The sequence below is a fragment of the Flammeovirga agarivorans genome, from assembly GCF_012641475.1.
Lineage (GTDB): Bacteria > Bacteroidota > Bacteroidia > Cytophagales > Flammeovirgaceae > Flammeovirga > Flammeovirga agarivorans.
In genome coordinates this window covers 175417-199708 of the sequence record NZ_JABAIL010000009.1, presented here as the reverse complement: position 1 = coordinate 199708, position 24292 = coordinate 175417, and the positions used below count along the sequence as shown (strand labels likewise).

13 protein-coding genes are annotated in these 24292 nt (G+C 34.8%); all 13 read right to left on the bottom strand.

What is annotated here, in order from left to right:
- Positions 1-62 precede the first annotated feature (62 nt).
- The 13 genes from HGP29_RS22995 to HGP29_RS22935 all read right to left on the bottom strand — a co-directional run bounded on the left by HGP29_RS22995 (position 63) and on the right by HGP29_RS22935 (position 23979).
- The gene (locus HGP29_RS22995) at positions 63-1025 is read right to left on the bottom strand and encodes a helix-turn-helix transcriptional regulator (protein ID WP_168884800.1); all 963 of its coding nucleotides are present in this window, start codon (positions 1023-1025) and stop codon (positions 63-65) included.
- Position 1026: 1 nt separating this feature from the next.
- Positions 1027-1872, bottom strand: coding sequence for a CPBP family intramembrane glutamic endopeptidase (locus HGP29_RS22990; protein WP_168884799.1), 846 nt, complete (start codon positions 1870-1872; stop codon positions 1027-1029).
- An 81-nt stretch (positions 1873-1953) separates the two neighbouring features.
- Positions 1954-3789 carry a glycoside hydrolase family 71/99 protein gene (locus HGP29_RS22985; RefSeq protein ID WP_168884798.1) on the bottom strand — a complete coding sequence of 612 codons (1836 nt, stop codon included), beginning with the start codon at positions 3787-3789 and terminating at the stop codon, positions 1954-1956.
- A gap of 185 nt (positions 3790-3974) precedes the next feature.
- Complete coding sequence (locus tag HGP29_RS22980) at positions 3975-4823, bottom strand: DUF1735 domain-containing protein (RefSeq protein WP_168884797.1); 849 nt, start codon at positions 4821-4823, stop codon at positions 3975-3977.
- 14 nt (positions 4824-4837) lie between these two features.
- A complete protein-coding gene (locus HGP29_RS22975; RefSeq protein WP_211093387.1) occupies positions 4838-6517 on the bottom strand; it encodes a RagB/SusD family nutrient uptake outer membrane protein in 1680 nt (559 codons plus the stop codon).
- A gap of 15 nt (positions 6518-6532) precedes the next feature.
- Positions 6533-9565, bottom strand: coding sequence for a SusC/RagA family TonB-linked outer membrane protein (locus tag HGP29_RS22970; RefSeq protein ID WP_168884795.1), 3033 nt, complete (start codon positions 9563-9565; stop codon positions 6533-6535).
- A 9-nt stretch (positions 9566-9574) separates the two neighbouring features.
- On the bottom strand, positions 9575-11320 hold the full coding sequence (locus tag HGP29_RS22965) for a RagB/SusD family nutrient uptake outer membrane protein (RefSeq protein WP_168884794.1): 1746 nt from the start codon (positions 11318-11320) through the stop codon (positions 9575-9577).
- Between the two features lie 38 nt (positions 11321-11358).
- The gene (locus HGP29_RS22960; RefSeq protein WP_168884793.1) at positions 11359-14478 is read right to left on the bottom strand and encodes a SusC/RagA family TonB-linked outer membrane protein; all 3120 of its coding nucleotides are present in this window, start codon (positions 14476-14478) and stop codon (positions 11359-11361) included.
- Positions 14479-14513: 35 nt separating this feature from the next.
- Positions 14514-16745, bottom strand: a complete 2232-nt coding sequence (locus HGP29_RS22955; RefSeq protein WP_168884792.1) for a beta-galactosidase — start codon at positions 16743-16745, stop codon at positions 14514-14516.
- 72 nt (positions 16746-16817) lie between these two features.
- Complete coding sequence (locus HGP29_RS22950) at positions 16818-18167, bottom strand: sulfatase-like hydrolase/transferase (RefSeq protein ID WP_168884791.1); 1350 nt, start codon at positions 18165-18167, stop codon at positions 16818-16820.
- A 9-nt stretch (positions 18168-18176) separates the two neighbouring features.
- Entirely contained in the window at positions 18177-19541 is a 1365-nt protein-coding gene (locus HGP29_RS22945) for a sulfatase family protein (protein WP_168884790.1), read from the bottom strand.
- 9 nt (positions 19542-19550) lie between these two features.
- The gene (locus HGP29_RS22940; protein WP_168884789.1) at positions 19551-21302 is read right to left on the bottom strand and encodes an arylsulfatase; all 1752 of its coding nucleotides are present in this window, start codon (positions 21300-21302) and stop codon (positions 19551-19553) included.
- A 79-nt stretch (positions 21303-21381) separates the two neighbouring features.
- Positions 21382-23979 carry a beta-mannosidase gene (locus tag HGP29_RS22935; RefSeq protein WP_168884788.1) on the bottom strand — a complete coding sequence of 866 codons (2598 nt, stop codon included), beginning with the start codon at positions 23977-23979 and terminating at the stop codon, positions 21382-21384.
- Between the last annotated feature and the right edge of the window lie 313 nt (positions 23980-24292).

The window sequence follows — 24292 nt, the reverse complement described above, 5'->3', positions numbered from 1 at the left end:
TCAGCGTTCATTTTGGAACTTTAAATGTATAAAAACTAATCGTCACTTAAAATAGTTACTTGTTAACTCATTAGTTTATCTTCCGATGGTCGAACTCCAAATTGCTTTTTATACACTTTACTGAAATGAGAAAGGTCTGAAAAACCTAACTCTAGTGCAATCTGTGTAAGGTCTTTGGTGTTTTGTTTCACCATCTTTCTTCCTTCTGTGATTCTTTGTGTGTTAAAAAACTGAAGGATTGGTTTCTGGAAAACTTTTTTGAATGTCCGCTGTAATTTCGATTCGCTAATACCAAACTTCTTACATAACTGATCCAAATTAGGTTGATGACTGTAGTCCTTTAGAATTTCATCCTTTACCTCAATCATTAACTTCAGATCATCAGAATGTATATTGTAGACGATGTTTTTAAACTGATTTTTATCCCCATGTAATCTTAATTGAGTAATCAGTTCTATGGACTTTGACAGGAAAATAGCTCTACGGATACTCTTATCTTCTAAACATAAATAGATGTCTTTTAATAAAGTTTCAATCTGTGGAAGAATAGGGCTGTAGTAAAACCAAGGTTCATCATTAGAAATCAACTCATATAATTTGGATTGAGAATCTTCCGAAAAGAGGTCATAAAAAGCCAAAGGAAAACGGATAAATAACCATCTCATATTGGTATTTGCAGGGTAACTTATTTCGAATTCCTGGAGATTATTATAGATATAAATACTATCTCTTAGTAAAGCCGTTTTGTTGTCAAAATTACCTGCTTGACCAATTCTGATACTTACATATTTATGATCATGCAATGGTTTATTTTTAAATGTAAGATCCTTATTTAGATTTATATCCGTTACGCCAATAAATAAGGCATCCATGTACTTATATAGAATAGAATGGATTTCTCCTATCTCTTCATTTTTCAGATGGAATTCATCATTTATTCTCTCTCCTCCCACTTCTTCTCCAAATCGATCGAAGAAATTAAAGGGGTTATATTCATCACCTAAAAAAGAATCATCCTTTAACATATTATTCTGTAATGCTTATTTTATTTCTGTTTTCCTCTACGGCTTCATTTTGACCATTTAATTTCAAAATAATAAGTTTATTAAAAAATAATGCACTTAAAGAGAAAATGACGACGGTTGAGATCGTTCTTACCATCATAATAGGGTCTTCAAAATCAAATTCATTGGTCTGTGGAGCTCCATTTAGTTTTAATAATTGTATAAACGTTATCCCATTCTGAAATATATGGAGGATTATTGTATAGGAAAGATTCCTTGTTTTATAATAAATCCAACCCCAAAAAAGCCCATAAACAGCCGTAAATATAAATTGAACAACTGAACCATTAATAATATGACAAAGACCAAAAGCTAACCCTGAAACTGTAATAGCTATCCATGGAGAATAGTTTTTTAATAGGCCTCTTTGAATAATTCCTCGAAATAAGACTTCCTCCAAAAAAGGTGCAATGAATACTACAATTGCTGCTTTTAGTGGAATATTCGTTTCTAAAGGTACTGCGATTTCTTTTAACGCTTCATTAAACCAAGGAATCAATGTAAGTGGACCAATAGCTATTATTATACAGAAGTGAGCATATATAGAAAAAAGTACGATCATCGCATTAACTTTACTTATCTCAAGCTTTGTATTGCTATTTCTATACTGCTGATATCGATAAACAAGATAAGTGATCAAAGAGAGAAGAAGGATATTCTTCATCGTCAAAATTAAAAATTCAGGAACATCACTTGATTTAAGAAAATCACCCAATTGTTTACTCAGGTATACTTCACCTAAAAGAAAAATAGTGAACAATAGCGTTTCCCATATATTGGGAAAGAAAGTCTTTTTCAATAGTTGCATTACTTAATTAGAAGTTAGTTTTTGCGGTTTTAATTACCTAACAAATCTAGTAATATTTCTATTGAAACCAACTCTCCGCTGTTACTTTAATTCTCCTTGATGTGACTCTGGTAAGAGGTTATAATCAAGAAATAATAGTTCTTTTTCATCCTCAGTAACAATACCTTTCCCTCGTTTTTGATCATTTTCCATTTCTAAGAATACATCATAATTAAACTTTGTCAGAGGTCCTCTTATTGCATTATAGTATTCTTTCTCATATTTTTCTCTATTACTCTTATAGGTACTAGAATTGATATCATGTTGTAATAGATTCTTACGTTTTTGGACTGTGTATGTAAATAAAGCATCGTACCACATCGCCGTTTCCTCACTGCTTAATAAGAATCTACTTTTTTGGTTTTGAATATAATTATTGATAATTGACTGGGTATATTCCTTCCATAATTTTTCATCAGCTGTCGAAGATGAAAAATAGATCGTATCTGAAAACTCCCTTTTGGGAATTTGTACTAGTTTTTGTTCGAAAACTTTAGTAGCACCTCTTCTAACTGAGTATTTTTTTGCTTTTGCTATTTCTGATGGATAATCAATTACAGTTAACCCTGATTGCAATACTTGATAAAATTGACCATTGATATATAAATCAGCCGGTGAATTAAGCAATGTCACCAACTCAAAAGCAATCTTATCTGCAACCTCATCTACTGTTCCTAAATTATATGTTGACGTAGTAGAGTATTGATTGATATGGCATTGTTCTGTTACTTTTGTAAGTTCGTTTCTCCAATCAGAAAGTTTGAATTTTAGAATCTCACTCAAAGAAAACTGTAGATGCATTTCTGGAGCTATGTGTGATCCTTCATCATAATTATTCCATGATGTTAAGTCGATAAAGTCTGCATCTCTTCTGATTGCTTGATCTAATGTTTTTACAAAATTCTTACTAAAGTCTTTAGGGTTTGGATTGAGATAAACATCATTTGGATCAAGCTCTTCTTTGTATGCTTTGCCCACATATTTGTTATTCGATTTCCATTTTAATCTATTATTGTGAACTTGGTTGTACACTGGTTGAATAAAAGGAATCATCTTGCGTTTACAGAAAACTGAAATATTATCCATCTCTTTTTCCCTGAACTGTTTTAAAGGAGGGTAATACATCAGTGAAAAGTAATTCGATACTTTCTTTGCATAGTTCAAATCCTTGATATAATTATTGTAATACACAATACTACAAGAAGCATTCACTTTAGAAAGTACTTTATTAAATTGCAAAGAAATATCTTCCAACAAACCTTTTATTTCTTTAGCATTCTGTTGATGTTTTTTAGTGTAGAAATACTCTTCTATATATTCTGGATTTCTGACAAAAAGCATAATATTTCCTTCCTTATCCCTTAACCATGAAGTAGAGTTTTGTCTGCCTTCAAAGATTTTCCCCAATCGGTCCGTCAACATCTTTTGATAAAATTGATGACTGATCTGTTTGTTATTATTCCTCAGAATCACTTCGATTGAAAACTGAAATTCTAGTCCTTTCTCCTGTGCTGTAGTAAAGTATTGGTTGAGTACTTCTAAAAAGGCTTCATCATAACTAGGATTAGCCATGATATAGTAAGGAAAACGAAATGCATTAATCCCCATTTTACTTGCAGATTCCATCTCGAACAATACCGCATCTTGTAAATTTAATGGATAGGATACTTGAGAAATTAGTGGTACAAAAGTCCTTAGTTTACCTGCATTTAACTGATTGACTTTATAGCCATTAGATAGACAGTTCATGCTTTTTAGATAAGCACTATTCTGACTATAATTATTAAATGGATTACATTCAGCAATGACTATTTTTTTCGTCTGTCCAAGAAGTAAATAAGTATTCAGTAATAGTAAAGTTAATAGTTGTAATTTCATCTCTAAATCAGTTATTTAATATCATTCATACGGTAAAATTAGGTTTTAGATCAATGAAAAAATGAGAGAAATATTAAAATTATAGGGGGATATATCTACTATTTGGGATTCATTGTAGTATAAAAAAAGCTGCTCCAAAAAAGAATTGAAACAGCTCCTATTATATTAAAAGAGTATAAGTATTTCTACCAAGTTTCGAACACTATATTTCTATCCGCAAAGATTAAAGTGTCTGTCGATTCATAGACCAAAGTGTCTCTTTGAAAAGAATACGATAAATAAATTTCCTTCTTGTCATTGGACAATGAGGCACTTTTAGATATAAAGTTCTCTTCGTCGGTTGCTGTAACAAAAAGTGAATGGTCATCATTTAAGTCAATCTGTAAGCTTCCTTCCAAATAGCCAATACCATTACTTTCTACTTTTGTTGATGTAAGGGAATTCAATACCCAAGTATGGTTTTTCTCCAATGTGGAATGAGTATATGTTCTTACCCAAGTGGAATCGGAATTTAGGTTTAAACCTTTTGTTATTCCTTTATGGTACCAAGTTCCATCAAGATTTGCGATATACTTGATGGCTATAATAGTACTATTCTTTGTTTCATGAATTCTGTCTAAAGAAGTAGATGTAATTGTTACAGGCAATGCATATTCTGTAACAGGTTCATCCAAAGAAGCCAGTTGTTCCATATTAAAAGAAACCGTGATATCTCCTTGCATTTCACCTTTAGGTATAATAATCTCATGGTCATTCTCAAGAGTATATACTTCACTTGGCAAAATTTTATAGGGTGTCCCTGCCAATAATTCAGGTGTTATTTCAAAATGTGCCCATTCATCTACTTTATTTTCTCTCTTGCCACCCATGGCAATCCCTAACTTGATGGCCTCATATTCACCAACAATTAATGTACGAATAGGAGTTTGGAAAGAGAAATACACTGTTGTGTAATCATAGTCATTTATGTATTCTTCATACTTACAGCTCGTCACTGTAAGAAGTACTAATACGATTAAAATATATTTTTTCATTTCTGTTATATTATTTACCAACCATCATTTTGTCTTAAGCCTAAAGTCACCTGTTTTAAGGGAATAGGACCAAATCTCATATGTTCTGAATAGTTTCTTTGTTCAACCATTGGGTAATCATATTGGAATTCATCCTCTCCCATTTTTGTAATTCTTACTCCTGATATGGTTGTACTTAGAGGATCGTTCCATCTTCGAATATCCCAGAATCTATGTCCTTCAAAACAAAGTTCTATTCTTCTCTCTCTATGAATCAATTTTCTAAATTCACTTTGTCCCATTGCAGCTACCTCATCGACGTACTCTGTGCTTTTAATTCCTGCCCTTCTTCTTACTTCAATGATTGCTTCTTTTGCACTCATCGATAGTCCTCCAAAAGATACTTTGACATCGGGGCCAACCCATTCATTTATACTCTCAGCAAGGTTTAGAAAAACTTCTCCATACCTGAAAAGACCATAATAATGTAAACCAATACTAGAATCCACTTCATCTGTTCCCGCTCTGGAAGTCATCCATTTCCTTAAATAATACCCTGTTCTAGTCGTAAATATATGTTCACCTTCTGCGTCAAAAGCACCAATATAAGTTTCGATAGTACCTCTGAAATTTGATCCATTGTATGCGATTGTACCATTGAAACGGTTCGACCTGTTCTTGTATGGATTGTCTGGATCATAATTACTTAATGGGTGGTCGATCGGGTAACCATCACTTCCAAAAAATATATTGACAAGGTTTTGTGATGGAGATGTTCGACCTTCTCCATTTAAAGATGGAGGATAGTTTTGTTTAAAGAAGTTATTATTACGATCAAACTTTCTCATAATGATTTCATTATGATTTTGTGTGTTGTAATAAGAATCCAGGTTATCCCAATTTATTTTTGGTAGTGATGTTCTGGTTTTACTTAATAGCTCTAAAGAAACTCTAGCCACTTCACTCCAATCTGATTTTGAAAAGGCAGGGCTTGCTGCATACAATAACACTCTTGATTTTAATGCCATCGCAGCAATTGCATTTGCTCTACCCACATGAGTTTCACCAACAACATGGTCATTACCATCATAATCTTCAGGAAGTTTTTCAATAGCAATATTACAGTCCTCTAGGATAAATTCCAAGACTTCTTCATAGGTAGATCTTTTGATTTTATTGGCCTTATCAATATTCCCTTCTAAAGGAAAACGGTATAAGGGAACTCCCATCATTTCTCCATCAACTATACCTGCAAACGACTGTAGTAATTTAAAATAATACCATGCTCTTAGGAAATGAGCCTCACCTGTCAACCTCTTTTTGATTTGCTCATTTAAATGGCCATCAGATAGGTAATAATTGGCTTGGTCACCATATTTTAACCAAAGATTGATGTATTCGACTTGCATATACCAATTTTCCCATTGTCCCAGGTTATTGTTGTCACTTCTCCAACCTCCATTGGCATTCTGATAGATCAGGCTACCATAGTCGTTAGTAACTGCATTATCTGTTGCACAATCCATAAAGGTTCCATTCTCTACACTGTAGTTATCTGGTATTGCTTCATAGGCATTTAACAACACACCTTCAGCGTATACCGGGTTGGTCCAAACGTTTTCATCAGAAACAGAACCATCAAAGTTTGTTTCCAAATAGTTACTACATGAACCCAGCATGAGGCTAACAATTATCCAATATATATTCTTTTTCATCATACTAAGTTCTGTTTATAGTGTTACATGAACTCCTACAACATAGGATGTTAGAAGTGGGAAATTGGTATAACCCGAATTCAGATTAGATGGGTCTACATTTTCTAGTTTTGACCAAGTGAAAAGGTTGTTTCCTCTTGCATATACCTTCATTCCACTGACCACATTATTTGTCCATTTCTTAGTTGGCAATCGATAAGTCAGTTGTAAGTTGTCTAAGCGGAGGTAGTTACCATTTTCTATCCAATAACTATTGTTCTGAAAGTTATTTTGGTATTCTTTGGTGGTTAATCTTGGGTATGTACCATTAGGGTTAGATTCTGACCATCGATCTAAGGCAACATCAGAATATTTTCCTTCGCCATAATTCCAGTAGTAAGCATTATTCAATACTACTTCCCTTCCTATCACCCCTGAAAATTGAGCAAATAACTCAAAGTTTTTATAATTCAGTTTAATGGAACTGTTCAATACAAAATCGGGAAAACTATCTCCAATCAATACCTGATCTTGTTCGTTGATTACGCCGTCACCATTTTGGTCTATGTATTTGATATCTCCTGGGCGAACTGTTCCATACATTTGTTGAGGGTGACTCTGTATTTCTTCATAAGACTGAAATAAACCGTCTGCCTGTAGGCCATAAATCCCATTTACAGGTTTACCTATTTTATTCATTCCGTCTTCTTCATAACGAATAACATTACCATCCATAAGAATGGCTTGAGAGTACATTCCCCCAACACCAATAGCATATCTAAAATGCTTGATTTTGTTTTGGTAATTTAATGCTACTTCTACTCCTTGGTTTTTCACCTCTCCATAATTTTCATACTGAGCATAAGGCATACCATTGATCATTTTATTATCCACTTGTTCAGGAATATCGTAACGGTAGTTATAAAAATAATTACCAAAGAAGCTTAATCTTCTAAATATTCTACCTTCGATGCCAACATTTAATTCCTTTTGCTTTTCCCAGTCTAAAAGCTCTGTTCCTGTATGCTCTAGTTCAGTAGGCTTTAGTGTCGTATTGTTGTTACTCCCAAAGTATACATTGCCCGATTGACTCCAAACATTTTGATGTAACCTATGATTCATAAAATTCCTATCAGTAGCCATTAAACCATAGTTAGCTTTTACCTTTAGATAGTCAAAAATGCTATTGTACATAAAGTTTTCTTCCGATAATACCCATCCCAAACTTGCTACATAGTTTAAATGACCCGAGTTCTTATCCAATCTGTTTGTACCATAATGACTTACCACCCCCTCAATAATGTACTTGTCTTTAAACCTGTACGACGCCAAAAAGGAAGCTGTCATATTCTGAGGTTCCTGCACCGAAGATTTGTATTCCTCTCTAACAAAACTGTACATTCCTTGTAGGTAGATATTATGTAGATCGTTCCAAGATTTATCATATTTAATTCTACTGTACATGGCATATCCTCTAAAAACATCGTCAGAGGTCTTGCTTTGTTTACTTAGTTCTGTTTTTCTTCCTTTTTGAATAAACTGGTTTAAAGTATCTCCTTTATATACCGGTAAGTAGGCATTATAACTTGCATTTTGACCATATGTAACGCTATTATAAGTATCCAAAGCAACATTTACATCAGCTGATAGTCCTTCAGTAATCTGCTTTAAATTAAAATCTAATCCCATATTGGTTTGCCCAATAATACGTTGCTCCCTTTGATACCCTCGTTCTGTCACTTCAGCATAAAGGTTTTTATTGGACAGCCTTGACACCCCAAAACCTGCCGCTTCTCCTTCCTTGATCATATTTTCTTCGACATAGATTGGGTAATCCATAGGTCTATGGGTCGACATCATATCAAAGAAGTCTCTTCCTGTTAATGTACTGGTATTGATAATTTCGGTTCTTGCTGAAATGTTCGCATTCAATGTAATCACTTGATTCATTCTTGCTTTTAGATTGGCTCTGATATTAAACCTATCTAAACCATTTTTTGGACCTTCTGTAACCATTCCTTCTTGATTTTGGTAACCAAGGTTCACAGAATACTTACTATTTCTTGTCGCTCCAGTTAATGTTACATAGGCCTTTTGATATTGTGTCTGATCTTTAAGTAGTAATGCTGAAAAGTCATTGTTTGGATATCTAAAAGGGTCTGAACCATCTTTGAACTTCTGTAACGCATCTTCAGAATAAAAGGGAGAAAGTCCATCATTAGCTCTTGCCTCATTGTACAATAAAGCAGAGTTGTAGCTATCTAAATAATGGTGTGATGTTGTAGGTGTTTGAATCCCACTTTCGTAACCAACATCGATTTTTCTCTTCACAGCCTGCCCTTGTTTCGTTGTAATCCAAATGACGCCATTTACAGCAGCAGGTCCTACTAAGATCTTAGCTCTAATATCCTTTAAGTATTCAATAGATTCTACCTCTTCAATATTCAGTTGATAAATACTTCTTTCGAAACCATCGATAAATACTGCCGGTGCATTATCACCTGTTGTACTTAGACCTCTGATAGTGATATTGGAAACATCCCAACCAGGATTACTTGTTAATTGCTCAACCAATACACTTGGGTCTGTTCCCGTTAAGGAAGTTCCTACATTGATACCATAAGTATGACTTAAATATTGGTCATCAATTTTTGTCGAGAAAGTCGTTGCATCTTCTCTTTTTTGGATTTGATACCCTCCTTCTAATACTACCTTTTCGAATGGTAATTTTAATGGCTTCATAAAGAACCCCTTTTTCTTTTCAGTAGTTTTCAGAATATATTTTAGCGATTTCATCCCTTCTGCTTCAATGGATACTTCATCACCTTCTAAGCCACTTACTACTACTTGGCCATCACTATCCGAATAGAAAACATCTTCTGTTCCGTCTAATAAAGTTACCGTTAATATAGCTCCTCGAATCGGGAAGTGTCGTTCATCTAATACTCTACATTTTACTTCAACATATGATTTACTTTGAGCAACACTTGTCAAAGAAGTAATCAATGTTATCAGCACCCCAATTATGAAGCTATAAAGCGGGTATTTTTGAATTGCTTTTCTCATCATTCAATATTTTTACCAACCAGGGTTTTGTTTAAATTTTTCAGTCATAAAAATCACATCTCTAGAGAAAGGGTACCAATAGTGTTTCTCTTCAAAAACTCTTGTTGTACCCGTGACATCAACTACTGTGAATGTTTCTTTTCCAGTAGTATTATCCCTAACAATGTGCATTCCTTTTATCTCTTTATTTTCTCTTAGGTGGGCAATGTGCCACCTTCTCATGTCGAACCAACGTTGGAACTCTCCATTTAACTCAACATTCCTCTCATTCCAGATTCTTTTTCTGAAAGTGGCTTTATCTGTAAGATACATTGCATTAACCGCTGGCATACCCACCCTTTCTCTTACAATATTAATAGCATCTACTGCTGTTAATGAGTAACCGTCAGCTGTACCATAAGGGCCATACGCTTCATTGACTGCTTCGGCATAATCCAAGTACACCTGCGTTAGTCGCATGTAATTCCAATTCATATAATAGTTACCATCCTGTTGCCAAGGGTTAGCAGTTTCTGGCCAGAATTTTCGCATATAATATCCTGTGACGATATCGGGCCCAGCCCCCCTAATATCAATGCCATTTAAGTCTGAGTTTCCTTCACTATCATAAGAAAAGTCTAATACTCTAGGCTCTCCTTTACCATCTATACCATGTGAGTGACCATGGTATAATACAGAATAGCTTAGTCGAGGATCTCTATTTTCATATGGATTTTGAGGATCATATTCCGGATCATCTTCGATCGCCAATCCATTAGTAGTCTCGAATGATCTCACTAAATTGTGAGTCGCTAGCGTATACCTATTGTTACTTAAGCCAAAAGATCTTGGGATATATAATTGCTTCAGTGTACTTCCGTATGTAATGAAATTTTTCTGAATTAATGGGAAAATACATTCCCTAGAAGCTACATTATTTCTACTATAAAAAATCTCTCTGTACTTTTCAAAAGTGGTTCCGTTCACTAATGATAAACCTGCTTCATCAGCCATTTGTAGTGTGTTTGCAATCTCAATGGCTGCAACTCTACATTTTTCTTCATTGTATTCTTCACCGTACCCATTGGCAATATTCATGGTAGGGCTAGCATCATATAATAGTGCCATCCCTTTTAGAAACTGAGCCATTGTAGCTGTTGCTCTCCCATAATTTGGTCCAGATCTGCTCTTTGATAAAAGTCCAATTGCTATATCACAATCCTGAATTATTCTTTGTGTAGTTTCTTCGTATGAGAGTCTTTCAAAATCAAGATCTTCATCTACTTCATACACCCTATCGATATAGTGAATACCACCATACCTTTTAATCAATTCAAAATGGAAGAACGCTCTTAAGAAATAAGCTTGTCCGGAGAGGTCCTTTTTTTGTGATTCAGTAATCGCTGTAGATACTTCAGCTTGCTCAATAACATTATTTACAACTCTCAAAGCAGTCATGGCATTGTAAAAAGTGGATGCTTCACCATAACCATTTCCTTTTTCCCAACCAACTTCAAAAGCTCCAGCAGAGTTATCGTAGTTTCCAGTATTTACGTACTGAGCATAGTCTTGCCAAGCAGTATTACTTGGACATTGAAACTGATCAGAAACAGTACTTACCGCTGTATTTTGCTTATATAAATGATAGTTGAAAAGTCCTTTATAACCATAATCTAAATGGGCTCTAAAGTCGTTATAGTTAGAGAAAATATCTTCGTCTGTTACTATCGATTCTTCAACACCATCGAGATAAGATTCACAAGAGCTAAATCCTATCATGCTTATCAAAATTAGTAATAATCTCTTTTTCATATCATTTAGAATTTAACCGTTAAACCAGTATTGTAGCTTCTAATTAATGGATAGGAAGACAGTGTAGCTGCCTCAGGGTCAAACCTTTTATCCATTTTAGTGAGCGTAAATAAGTTGTTTCCACCAACATACACTAGGATACTACCTATACCCATGGTCTTCTTCATTCGTTTAGAACGGATCATATAACTCAATTCCACTCTCTGCAAGCGTAAATAATTAGCATTCTGAAATTGATAATCACTGTACTGTTGGTTGTGTAACCTTGTTGTATTATTTGATCTTAAAATAGGTACATTCGTATCCGTATTGGTTGGTGTCCAAGCATTTAAATTATGAGGATTGGCTTGTTCATAATCTGCACTTGTAAATTCATAAAGTAGTGCATCTGGTACTGATTTTTGAACTCCTGAAGCTCCTGTAAATAAACTAGTCAACATGATTCCTTTATAAGTGAACCCCAGTTGTAGTGAATAAGAAAGCATAGGGTAATCTTGATATTCTGCTACCACTTTATCTAAATCATCGATGATACCATCCCCATTATAATCGACATATTTCTGATCTCCCGGAATACGGTTTTCTTGTCCCCAAATAGAACCTGGAGAATTGTAAACATCATCCCAGTCTTGATACAAACCATCCGTTTTTAATGTATAATCAGACCCAATAGGTTTACCTGCATCTTTTAGGTAATCGGGTGTTTTTGCAGGATCATCTCTGAATACAACTCTGTTTTGTGAGAAACTGGTAATTGCTTTTGCATTGATGTTGAAATCTTTTCGGATATTTTGATTCCAACCCATTGTCATTTCAAAACCTCTCGATTTTGTCTCACCAATATTTTCATAAGGGTTATCCAAACCAAACCATGGTGGAATTGTCTTACGTTCCATTAGTATGCTTGAGCGATGCTCATTAAATACATCCACAATTAATGTCAGATGAGAGAACATCTCTAATTCGACCCCAATATTAGCTTTTAAAGCTCTCTCCCAAGTTGCGTTAGGGTTCGCCGCTCTTCCTTCTTTATTGGTATAGAATTTTGATGGTGGTGTACCGAAGTAAACATCACTTCCTCTTTCATATAGCTCTAGGTATGTCCATCTATTAACCCCTTTATCATAACCTACTTCTCCGTATGAAGCTCTAATCTTAAAAAGATTGATTTGATCACTTAGACTAGAGTTTTTAAAGAATTTCTCATTGGATACCATCCATCCCCCTGCAAATGAGGGAAAGAAACCAAAACGTAAACCTGGAGCAAATTTTTCAGAACCATTGTAGGCTCCATTCATTTCTATGAAATAACGTTGGTCATAATCATAGGTAGCTCTACCGATCCAGCTTTCTTCATAAGCAGGCCAACTAATTCTGCTGATATTCTCACTTCTCATGAAAAGCCCCAAACCCGATACGGTATGTTTTCCAAACTTTCTGCTATATCGAAGTGCTGCCTCATAATACAAGTTTCTTTTATAGGCACCTAAGGATTCGTTTCCTACCGTAACAGGCCCCACTACATAATTGTCTGAAGGAAAACGTAAAGTATCTGTTGGAGTATAGAGATATGTAGGCACATTAAATCCTGTGTTTCTACCACTCTTGTTTGAAATCGTCTGCTTATAATCAAAAGACGTATTGTAAGAAAGCTTACCTGTGAGTGATAAACCTTTTGTAATAAAATCTAACTTTTGCTCTAACTGAATATCTGATGCCTGAGTGTTTTTTCTGTTTTTATGTGCACCACTATAATTTAATAAGAGATATGGGTTAGACCCACCACCATCATCACCTAAATTACCATCTGAATATTGGATTGGATAGACATAAGTAGGTGCTTTGTAATACACTAATTTAAAGAAATCTGATTTTGCCCAATCATCATCACTGCTACTACCATATGCTGCCTGATTTTTAAATGACATACTACCAGCAAGACCAATTTTGATGTTGGTAGAATTGGTTAGTTTCACTTTAAAATTGGTTCTGTAGTTGTATTTCTCATAGCTAAAGCTAGGATCATAATATGGGTTAGGCTCTGTCTTAAAAATATCTCCATCGTTAGAGTAACCTAATGAAACGAAGTAGTTTATTCTTTTACTACCACCACTTACATTAAAGTTATAGTTTGAAGTAACACCATAATCTTTTACTAACTCATTATACCAATCTACATCAGGGTATAAATCTGGATTTACTTGATGCGCCCAGTTATTAATATCTTGTTGAGAATAGTAGGCATTCGGATCATAGATCTTATCATTTCTTAATGCCTGGTTTTTCATTTCCATCACTTCAACTCGATCTGCCATATAAAAATCTGAGATCGGTTGTTTGAATGAAAAATTCGTTGAGAAACTAAATTTTGGTTTCCCTTCTTCACCTTGTTTTGTAGTAATTAGAATAACACCATTGGCTCCTTTTGTACCAAAAACGGCTGTCGCTGATGCATCTTTTAATACCGAAATACTTTCGATTTCATTTGGGTCAATATCCTCGTAATCTCTTTCAATACCATCTACCAAAAATAACGGTGAGTTATCCACCCAAGAGGCTTTACCACGAATAAAAATTTCTGCTGCATTCTCTCCAGGCTGACCCGATGTCTGAATGGAAGATAAACCAGAGACCAAACCTACTAAAGAGTTCGTTAAACTAGTAGAACCCCTATTCATTAATAATTCATCGCCATTTGTTTGTACAATGGCACCAACTACACTTTCCTTTTTCTGCGTATCATACCCTACTACTACTACTTCATCCATAACCGTATTCTCGGCCTTTAATGAAATATGTAAATTAGTTTTGTGGGTAATATTCACCTCTTTCTTTTTATACCCTAAATAGCTAATTACTAGTATTTTTGAAGAAATGGGTGTCATTAATTTGAACTTACCGTCAATATCAGTTGTCGTACCAATACTGCTGCCTTTTACTAAGACACTGGCTCCTATTAAAGTCTCTCCTGTTAGCTCATCTTTAACTACACCAGTAATTATAGATTCATGCTCTTGTGCCAGAGATGGTATCACAAAACCCAACAATAAAACACTTAATAAGAGTATTTTTATTGAAAAGGATGTGAGTATTTTATTTATCGTTAGTTTCTTATTGTCATTCATTTCATTATAAAATCAGAAGTCCAATATTTATTTCTTTATGGAATCACTATGATATCCGTTTGATGATCAGATGAAGCTTTTATTTTGATAATAAATTCCCCGGAGGGCAGGTCATGCAAGTCTATGATGGGATCTTGTTGAGGAACATCTTCAGCTTGAAACATCCTACCTTCGTAGGTCATGACCTGATAAGTATATTTTCCGCTTATTTCGACCTTATATTTCTTATCGTAAAGTCTGATTAGTCTTTTTTTTTTCTTCTTTTTCTTGAATTTATCTATAGATGTGACTTGATCTCTTGCTTTAGTGTATTCGTAATAAGACTTAAGAATACTAGCATTAAATGCTCTTTTGTTACTCCCTACATCTAATAGGTTGAAGTAATGACTTCCAATGTAAAAAATATCACCTTGACCTAGTGTCTGAATACCAATAGCAATTCCTCCGTTATCCCAAGTGGCTAAAACTTCTAAATCATCTGTTGGCGATAGTGATATCTGATCATTTTTAGGTGTATAAGAACTCTTTGCTCTAATGGAATAAAAGTCTTTTTGGAAGGTCAATTTATGTTTATTTGTTCCCTCTACTAATGTCTGGAAAGCCAAACCTAAATTGCTATCTAATCTTCTTACACCTTTGTTTTGGACCTCTTGTTGATTACTAAATGTATACTGATTGAACCTACCCGCTACAAAAACATGTAAGCCATCGTTCTTGATATGTTTTTTTAATGTGTTTCCTACTTTTTTGTGCGTCATCGGCATCGGAGGAACTAAAAGTGGCAGGGACTTATCATAATCTCCATTAATTAATTGCTTTTCAGTAATGACATTAACAGGTAAATCGTTATCTATATTTCCATAGTTAAACGCCGAAACATAAAGGTTTAAGTTAAAATCTTCCTGTAAGTAAGTATATATTTTATTCATCTGAGGCCACAAGACGTTTAACATCGGTTCGGGTAATGGAGCATTTAATATTTCATCCTCATTCCCTTCGACTTCAGTCTTCATATAGTTTTGTAGCTCATAGAAAGCATCTTTCTTTTTTCTATTTCGGTCCAATACTCCGTAATGCTCAATACCATATTCTTCTCCACCTTTTTCTGCCTGCCCATTATAAGTAAAATAGACAAAACCAGTACACCCTACTTCAAAGGCACCACTCAACATATCCGATAAATCCTCCTCTGTTGGGTTACCACTTTTGATACTAAATTCACCTAACCAAACAGGTTTCTCATTTTGAAACATTGAACGAATAAAATTGACAGAAGCTCCTACTTTGTAAGCATTTTTAGGATAAGGATAAACATTGATTCCAATGATATCGGCATAATCATAATTGATCTCGGGATCTAAGGCTACATTTACACCATATTTTCCAGACCATTTCCACATCATGTTCTGGGTGAATAAATGGTTCTTATCAATCTTTTTACAGTCTGAGATTAGTCCACTGATAAAGTCCGCTTTTGCTACACAATTCCATAAATTCCAATCGGCAAAATGTTTTCTTTCACTATCTGGCATTTGGGTCCAGTCACTTTCTGGAGTTTTTTTGTAAGGCTCTACTTTATCAAAACTCCCAAAAGTGGTATTCCAAGCTTCATTTAACTGATCAATCGACTCATATCTTGTTTTTATCCAAGTTCTAAAACCTTGTCTATTGTATTTATTATAATCCAACCATTGTTCTTTATCAGCAAAGTGTGGTTCAGTATAAACAGAGTACGCAATTATAGAAGAACGGTTTTTGACATGGGCAACCGTATTACGAACATAATTATAATAGTGCTTTTTATAAGGAACAGATGAGAAAGACAACCTTCCGTATTGATGTTTACCAACAACATCCTTTACTAGTAATTCTTTGCTTGAATATTTTTGTTCAAACCAACTTGGTTTCCACTCATGTGCTGATTGGTTAAACTGAAGTACAACAGTTAAATCATTCTTTTCTAAAAGATCTAGAAGTCCATCCAATTGATCAAAAGTGAATACCCCTTCTTGAGCTTCAATATGATCCCAAGCAATGTTTAAACGGACACCATTTAAACCCAGCTTCTTGATATTTTTGATATCTTCCTCCCAATACCCAGTATTCCAATCGTCTAATCCCCAATATTGTATTCCTTTAAAAAGAATAGGATCACCATCCCTTAACACCACTGGTTTGTCTCCAATTTTCCCAATGGTTGTAGGTCGTACTTGAGCTTGTAGGAAGTTAGATAGAATTAAAAAAATTAGTAGATAAAATAACTTCATTTCATTTACATTAGATAGTTTTGATACCTCCCCAAATTCAAAACGAATACATGGGGAGGTGTACAATGATCCTTATTTCAATTGTTTTTTCTGGCCTATCCCTTTACCCTTTCCTTTCTTTTTCTTCTTCTTTTTGGTAAAGTCTCCAGGCTTCTTTAGTTCTTCAACTTTAGCTTTCAAGAAATCGTATTGTTTCTGCTCCTTTGAGGACAAAGCCAACACATCTAATTTTTTCTTTTCTGCAGGATCTTTCTTTGTGTTATAGAATTCGCCAGTCGAGTAGTATTTATATTTTGTATTGAAAGCGTATTGCTTTACAGGATATGTTTTCTTTCCGAAATAACTGATAAAAACAAAGTCTCTTATTTCTGTAGGCTCTTTACCAATCAACTGATCATGGAAGCTAATTCCATTTAATTTAGTATCTGGCATTTTTGCTCCAGTGATGTCCATTAATGTAGGATAGAAATCTGTTAGATCTACAAGATTGGTATTGACATTAGGTTGGATATACCCTGGGCAATTGGCAACAAATGGAACATGAGACCCTGTCGTTAACGACTTTCCTTTCCCTCCTTTGATTTGTTGGCCTTGCCAATTAGTCACTACTTTTGAAGACGTACCGTTATCTCCAATCAACATGATGACCGTATTTTCTCTGATCTTGTTCTTTTCCAAGTTCTTTACAATCTGACCAATCATTTTATCCATGTATTCTACATTACTTTGGAAGTACTTTGGATCGTTTAGTGAAAGATCTTTTAATGTATCGTACTCAGCCATTCCTGGAACTGGTTGGAATGGATCATGTGTTAACATCATAGTGTAGTAAACAAAGAATGGTTTTTTCTTATTCTTTTTCACAAAACTATTGACGAACCCATTGATTACATCAGGACCATAGATATCCTTATTTGGAAGTTGTTTCCCATTTTGTGTTAAGACCGCATTTTTAAATCTTGCTTGTCCTTTTTCCACAACATTCCAAAGACAATATTCATCAAATCCGAAATGATATGGATCTTGTAAGGCTTGCTCTTTATCTCTGTTGTAGCTCAGTTGCCACTTACCAGCGATCGCCGTCGTATAGCCTTCTTTCTTTACTGCATTGGCAAATGTTTCAACATGCTGCGGTAGGTAACCAAATCTCTCGTAATTGTGAGAATTGTATTTTCCAGACATAATTTTCACTCTCGAAGGAGTACAAATTGGTGTCGCATGTGCATTTTCGAATTTAATCCCAGATGCTGCAAGTTGATCGATGTTCGGTGTTTTATAGTCATCAGTACCGTAACAACCAACGGCCTCAGCACCAATATCATCTATTAGAATAAGTATAACGTTCTTTTTCTCCTGTGCTTTTACGCCAAAAGCTAAGATGCACAACGAGATCGAAATGAATATTTTGAGAAGTTTTTTCATCGTTGCTTATTATTTAGTCTCTTTGAGTTCTGGTTCGAACTTGTTAGTATTTAATTTCTTGTTAAAGGATTTCATTCTCTTCAGATATTTCTGATAAGTTTCTTCCTTTTTATTTATAATGTTTTCTTTTTCAGAAGGATCTTTATCCAAATTAAAAACTGACGCTTCCAATTCTTTTTTAAATACCTTCAATTTACCTGATTCACCATTTATCACCACATTTTCAGGGTATGAACTTCTGTATTTATGAAGTTTGTGAATCTTAATATTTCCTTTTCTATACGCTTCTACCGTCTTACCCTGAAAATAAAAGAACTCCCTTCTAGGTGAAGTCTCGCCTTCCTTCAAGGTGGACAACATATTTACACCATCAATTTTATACTCTGGTAGTTCCGCTTGTACCATTGCTGCAATTGTTGGAAAGATGTCAATCTGAGAAGTCATATCTGTTACAATCTGCTGTTTAACAGTACCAGGCATGTAAAAAATTCCGGGGACTCTATGTCCTCCTTCAAAGGTAGTTCCTTTACCTTCTCTAAAAATTCCTGCGTTACCAGCATGATTGCCTTGCTTCAAAGATGGACCGTTATCCGAAGATACTATTATTAGCGTATTTTCTTCAAGCCCTTGTTTTTTCACTTCTTCAAGTACCTGATTAACAGACCAGTCAATTTCCATGATCACATCACCATATAGTCCATTTTCTGACTTACCTTCAAATTTAGAAGATACTGCTAATGGGGTGTGAGGCATGTTGTGTGCAAGATACAAAAAGAATGGTTTATCTTTATTTTTTTTGATATATTCTACAGCTTTTTCCGTATATCGAGTTGTTAATTGTGCCGGATCAGGATTACGTTCAATGATTTTCTCATTTTCATAGAACGGAAGTTCACCATTTACCTTCAGGTCATGAGAGTGAGGTAAACCATAGAAGGTATCAAACCCATGATTTAATGGAAGAAATTCATCATGATACCCCAAGTGCCATTTCCCGATTAATGCTGTTGCATAATCTTTTGTCTTTAATAATTCTGCCAGTGTTGTTAGCTCATAATTTATCCCTTTTGGTGTATCTAAGTATACTCTAGGAACACTTGCTCTTGGTGGGTACATCCCTGTAAGAAGCGCAGCTCTTGAGGGAGAACAGATGTTTGAACCCGCATAAAAACTAGTAAAAATAGTTCCTTCTGAAGCCATTTTATCAATAGCTGGAGTAGCATTTAGGGAGCCTTCATAGCAACCTAAATCTGCATAACCCATATCATCCATATAAATGATAATGATATTTGGTGTTTTTGATCGGTCTTGTGCCTGGATTGAGAACAAGCTCCCAATTATAAGGCCTAAGACAAGTAATAATTTTGTTTTCATTTCTTTCATTTATGATTGTTGTGTGCTATTGACCACTAGTTCTTTAAGTCTAAAATTATTTGAAGGGTTAATCTCGTTATTGACTCTTACCTTCACTTTATATTTTCCTTTCTTTAAGAATAATTTACCCATTTGCATCGTTCCCCAAGTAAACTCATGCACTTCTGTTCTTGCTTCTCTATCAGGGCTTACCAACTGTTTTGTTTCAAATGGTTTTGACATCTTTTTGGTAATGACTTTTTCACCCACTTCAATCATAATGTTAAAGCCAATATATTCTTCAGAACAGCTATATAACATGTCAAAGTTATACTCACCATCTTCTACTATTTTCACATCCCATTGGATGACACCTTTTTTATTCTTGAAGTTCTTTGCCCATTCATTAGACCAGCCTTTACCTTCATATCTCACCTTATTTTTAGTATTCCCATCCACTGCTGTTAATACCGTTTTTGGTGCTTCTTTGTGTCCTATTTGAATACGCTCGGCGGCTGGTTCTTTCCCTCCGTTCGTAATATCCATAAACCATCGGTGATAATCTGATGTCATTTTATTGACTACTTCAGCGTTAGATGCACTAAGGTCATGGAGTTGAGAAGGATCGACATTCATGTCATATAAAGTAGTGTCGTTTTCCTTGCTCATCACTAATCTATATTGTTCCGATCTTACTGCTGCAGCTGGAGTCTCTTCAAATTTCCAAGGTTGGTTATGAGTATAAATAACTCTGTCTTCCCATTGCTTATTTTTTCCATCTAATAATGGCAAAATGCTTTTACCATGCAGTTGGATTGAATCAGGAACTTCTATATCACATAGTTCAGCTAAAGTAGGGAAAATATCAATATGAGCTGTTAATTCTTCTACTTTAGTCACATGATAATTTGGTGCTTTAATGAACATAGGAACTCTTACTCCTCCTTCGTGAACTGTCGCCTTTTTTCCTTTCATCTGTGCATTATAACGCTCTCCATTAGGTCCGTTATCTGATGAATAAATGAAAATCGTATTGTCCCATAAACCTTCTTCTTTTAATGTCGCAATCAATCTACCGACATTATCATCAATATTTTCACACATTCCGTAGACTGCAGCAGTTCTTTCATCAAGTCCCATCTTTTCATACTTTTCATAGTACTCATCACCTACTTGGAATGGTGCGTGAGGTGCATTATATGGTACAAAACAGAAGAAGTTCTCGTCTTTGTTTTCTTTAATAAAATCGATGGCATGGTCTGTTAAAACATCTGTGATATAACCTTCTGTCTTGACAAACTCACCCTTTTCATTTTCTAATTCTGTATCAAAATAATTGTTCCAATGACCTGCACAGAACCCAAAAAACGTCTCAAAACCTTGTCCTACAGGATTATGTGGATAAGTAGACCCATTGTGCCATTTTCCAAATAGGCCTGTTTTGTAGTTATTACTTTTAAATAATTCAGCTAATGTTACTTCATCAGCGTTCATTACCTCTTTTCTTCTCGTTACCCAATTTACGCCAGTAGCTAAATTGTACCTACCTGTAAGTAAACTTGCTCTAGTTGGAGCACATACAGCATTCACTAAGAAATGATCTAAAGTGATATTCTCATTGGCCAACTTATCAATGTTAGGTGTAGAGATATGAGGGTTCCCTGTTACACCAAGATCACCATAACCTTGGTCGTCTGTAAGAATGAATACTACATTTGGTCTACTTTGACCAAATACAGCAAAGGAGGAAAGAATTAAATAAAAAGCTAATAATCGTTTCATTTTCTTGAAGTTTAAAGAGATATGGGCAGCATTAATATATAAGTAGTCACTTGCTGCCCTATATCGCTTATGCTTAAAATTAAAGTTGACTTAATACTTCAGCAGGTTGATCTTTAAGTACCTTGTTTAACGTCTGTACTTTAAAGTTCACCTTATCCATATTTTTGTCCACAGGTTGCCACACAATCACTTTTTTATTTCCTGGTAATAGATCAAAGTAATTATCAGTCCATTTTCCACCTTCTACTGAGGCAGAAATTTTAACACCTCTAAGTACTTTGTCTGTTGTTAACTCAATGATATAAGAACCATCTTTCTGAGCTATAACATTTTTTGTCAACTGATAATCGGTTGATAAAGTAAGGTCTTTGTTTTTAGCTAAGAAGAATTCGTTTTGATCAATTACTTCATTCTTAGCAATAATCGTTGTTACTACCACTAAGTTATTTTGCTCTACCTTGATATCTGAAGCCGCAATTTTTGCATAAATATCAGATGTGTTTGGAGCCACTTTTATATTTTCTGTTGATGTTTTTACTACCTGACCACTCAGATCCATTACTTCCACTTTCAAAGTTGCTTTCATCTCTTTTAGAAGATCTGAAACTACGTATACATTGAAAGTTTCATCATCAAAAGATACTGAACTAATCACCGGTTGATAAGCTTCTTGAATTCTATAATGTGATGCCTTCCAGTTACCTAGATAATCGATACTTGCCCATGAAGCTACTGGCCAACAGTCATTTACCTGCCAGTATAGAGAACCCATACAGTGAGGCATTTTTCTTCGGTGTGTTTCAATCGCAAACTTTAGATCATATGCTTGATACAGTTGAGATGCATAAACTACTTTTTCAAAGTTCTTTCCGTTGACATCAAATTCTTTGGTTACGTTTTTCATAATTCTCTTATTACCAAACTTCGCTTTCTGATGATTTCTCATCCCTTTCGACCAAAGATTTAGCTCGTCTTTTGCAACATATTTTGCCATCACTTCTACTTCAGGATAAGATTGGTATCCGTATTCACTCATAAATCTTGGTACATGCGATTTATAGTAGTCCCATGATTTTGGTCCTTTCCATACATCCCAAAGGTGACGGTCACCTTTTGTCTCTAAATGATCTCCATACTTTCTAAAGTAAGGTGAAGAAGCCCAGTAATCTTTGTCATCAAATTGATGTAAGACATCTGGAATTTCTTTGGTAAACAATCTAAAGTAATCATTGATGATTTTTGTTGAATCTGCTTCAGACCAGTTCATTTGCTTTTGGATACCCCAACCGAACCAAGCCCATTCAATTTCATTATTACCACACCACATCGCTAACGAAGGGTGATTTCTTAAGCGGATAACGTTATCTTTTACCTCTGCCTTTACGTTTTCCACAAACTTCTCATCGCCTGGATATAAACTACAAGCGAACATGAAGTCTTGCCATACCAATAAGCCGTACTTATCACATAGATCATAGAATAAGTCTTTTTCGTAAGTTCCTCCACCCCAAACACGAATCATGTTCATGTTTGCTTCTGCACATGCTTTGATCGTTTCTTCCATTTTTTCATCAGAAACTCGGTCTAAGAACATATCTCCAGGAATGTAATTTGTTCCTTTCATAAATACATCATGGCCGTTTAATCTGATTTTGAAACTTTCACCGATATCGTCTTTTTCAGTGATTAGGTTTACAGTACGAATACCAATGTTTTGAACGTTCTCATCTAAAATTTTATCCCCTTGTTTGATCACAACTTTCATAGGGTATAAATGCTGATCACCCAAACCATTTGTCCACCATAACTTTGGCTTTTTGATATTGAAAGCTAACTCTTGAGCAGCATCTCCTTTCTTAACTTTCACTACTTTAGAAGTATACTTTTTACCTGATTGAGCATCTAACACATCAATAGTAACATTAGTATTTTCTAATACATTAAGTTGAACCGTAGTAAGGATATCTACATTTTTTTCAGAAATATTCTTTTGCTGATAACGGATATTATCTACTGATACCGTATTCCATGTTTTTAGGTAAATTGGACGGTAGATACCAGAAGTTACCAAACGAGGGCCCCAATCCCATCCATAGTGGTAACCTGCCTTTCTTGTCATCACAGACAATTTTCTTTCTCCTGTATTTCCAGTCTTTGCATCATCATTGATAGCATAAAGTGGATATCCTACAGCATCCCAAAGTGGTTCAGCGGTTTTGATTGGACTGTGGAAATAAACTTTTAGTTCGTTTGCTCCCTTTTTAAGTTTTCCAGTTACGTCTACTGTCCAAGATCTGAACATATTGTCTGCTGTCAATATCTTCTTATCATTTAAGTAAACATCAGCATAAGTATCTAACCCTTCAAACACTAGTTGCTGCTTTTGGTCTTCGATAGAATTTACTGTGAAAGTTGTCTTGTACTCCCAATCTTTCTTATCGATCCATTGTACTTTCTTTTCGTTTTCACCAAAGTAGGGATCCTTGATCAATTGGTGGTTCAATAAATCTGTGTGTACACACCCAGGAACATAAGCTGCTCTCCAATCTTGTTTATCTGATTGTTTGAACTCCCATCCTTTATTTAAAATATATTTGTTGACTTGTGCTGATGTCTTGCCGTAGAATCCAACGACAAGAATACTAAAAAATAAAAGCCTTTTGATTGAATTGCTCATATACCTTTCTATTAATACTTGCAAAAAATTTCATTTCAGTTCTTTGATCAATAATGGGTATCATTTCTTTACCTCCCCATTGAAGACACTTCAAATTTACAGTGAAAATTCCCACCTCAGAGGGGGGATATATTAAAATGAGAAGGGGATATATCTTTGAAAACCTTTATTTTTGATATCACTAGGGTATATTATTGATATGTACCCCGAATACAACTCTTGAAGTGAAGTAATGAAATAATTTTAACTCAGATCGATCTAGAATGAGATAATTTATAATTAAGTGATTACTCAGTCGTTATCCTGATTCAAA

Excerpts from the sequence above, each read along its gene's own strand:
- HGP29_RS22975 (WP_211093387.1), bottom strand. The coding sequence starts at position 6,517 with ATGAAAAAGAATATATATTGGATAATTGTTAGCCTCATGCTGGGTTCA.
- HGP29_RS22960 (WP_168884793.1), bottom strand. The coding sequence starts at position 14,478 with ATGAATGACAATAAGAAACTAACGATAAATAAAATACTCACATCCTTT.
- HGP29_RS22935 (WP_168884788.1), bottom strand. The coding sequence starts at position 23,979 with ATGAGCAATTCAATCAAAAGGCTTTTATTTTTTAGTATTCTTGTCGTT.
- HGP29_RS22985 (WP_168884798.1), bottom strand. The coding sequence starts at position 3,789 with ATGAAATTACAACTATTAACTTTACTATTACTGAATACTTATTTACTT.
- HGP29_RS22995 (WP_168884800.1), bottom strand. The coding sequence starts at position 1,025 with ATGTTAAAGGATGATTCTTTTTTAGGTGATGAATATAACCCCTTTAAT.
- HGP29_RS22990 (WP_168884799.1), bottom strand. The coding sequence starts at position 1,872 with ATGCAACTATTGAAAAAGACTTTCTTTCCCAATATATGGGAAACGCTA.
- HGP29_RS22945 (WP_168884790.1), bottom strand. The coding sequence starts at position 19,541 with ATGAAAACAAAATTATTACTTGTCTTAGGCCTTATAATTGGGAGCTTG.
- HGP29_RS22940 (WP_168884789.1), bottom strand. The coding sequence starts at position 21,302 with ATGAAACGATTATTAGCTTTTTATTTAATTCTTTCCTCCTTTGCTGTA.
- HGP29_RS22965 (WP_168884794.1), bottom strand. The coding sequence starts at position 11,320 with ATGATAGGATTTAGCTCTTGTGAATCTTATCTCGATGGTGTTGAAGAA.
- HGP29_RS22950 (WP_168884791.1), bottom strand. The coding sequence starts at position 18,167 with ATGAAAAAACTTCTCAAAATATTCATTTCGATCTCGTTGTGCATCTTA.
- HGP29_RS22980 (WP_168884797.1), bottom strand. The coding sequence starts at position 4,823 with ATGAAAAAATATATTTTAATCGTATTAGTACTTCTTACAGTGACGAGC.
- HGP29_RS22955 (WP_168884792.1), bottom strand. The coding sequence starts at position 16,745 with ATGAAGTTATTTTATCTACTAATTTTTTTAATTCTATCTAACTTCCTA.
- HGP29_RS22970 (WP_168884795.1), bottom strand. The coding sequence starts at position 9,565 with ATGATGAGAAAAGCAATTCAAAAATACCCGCTTTATAGCTTCATAATT.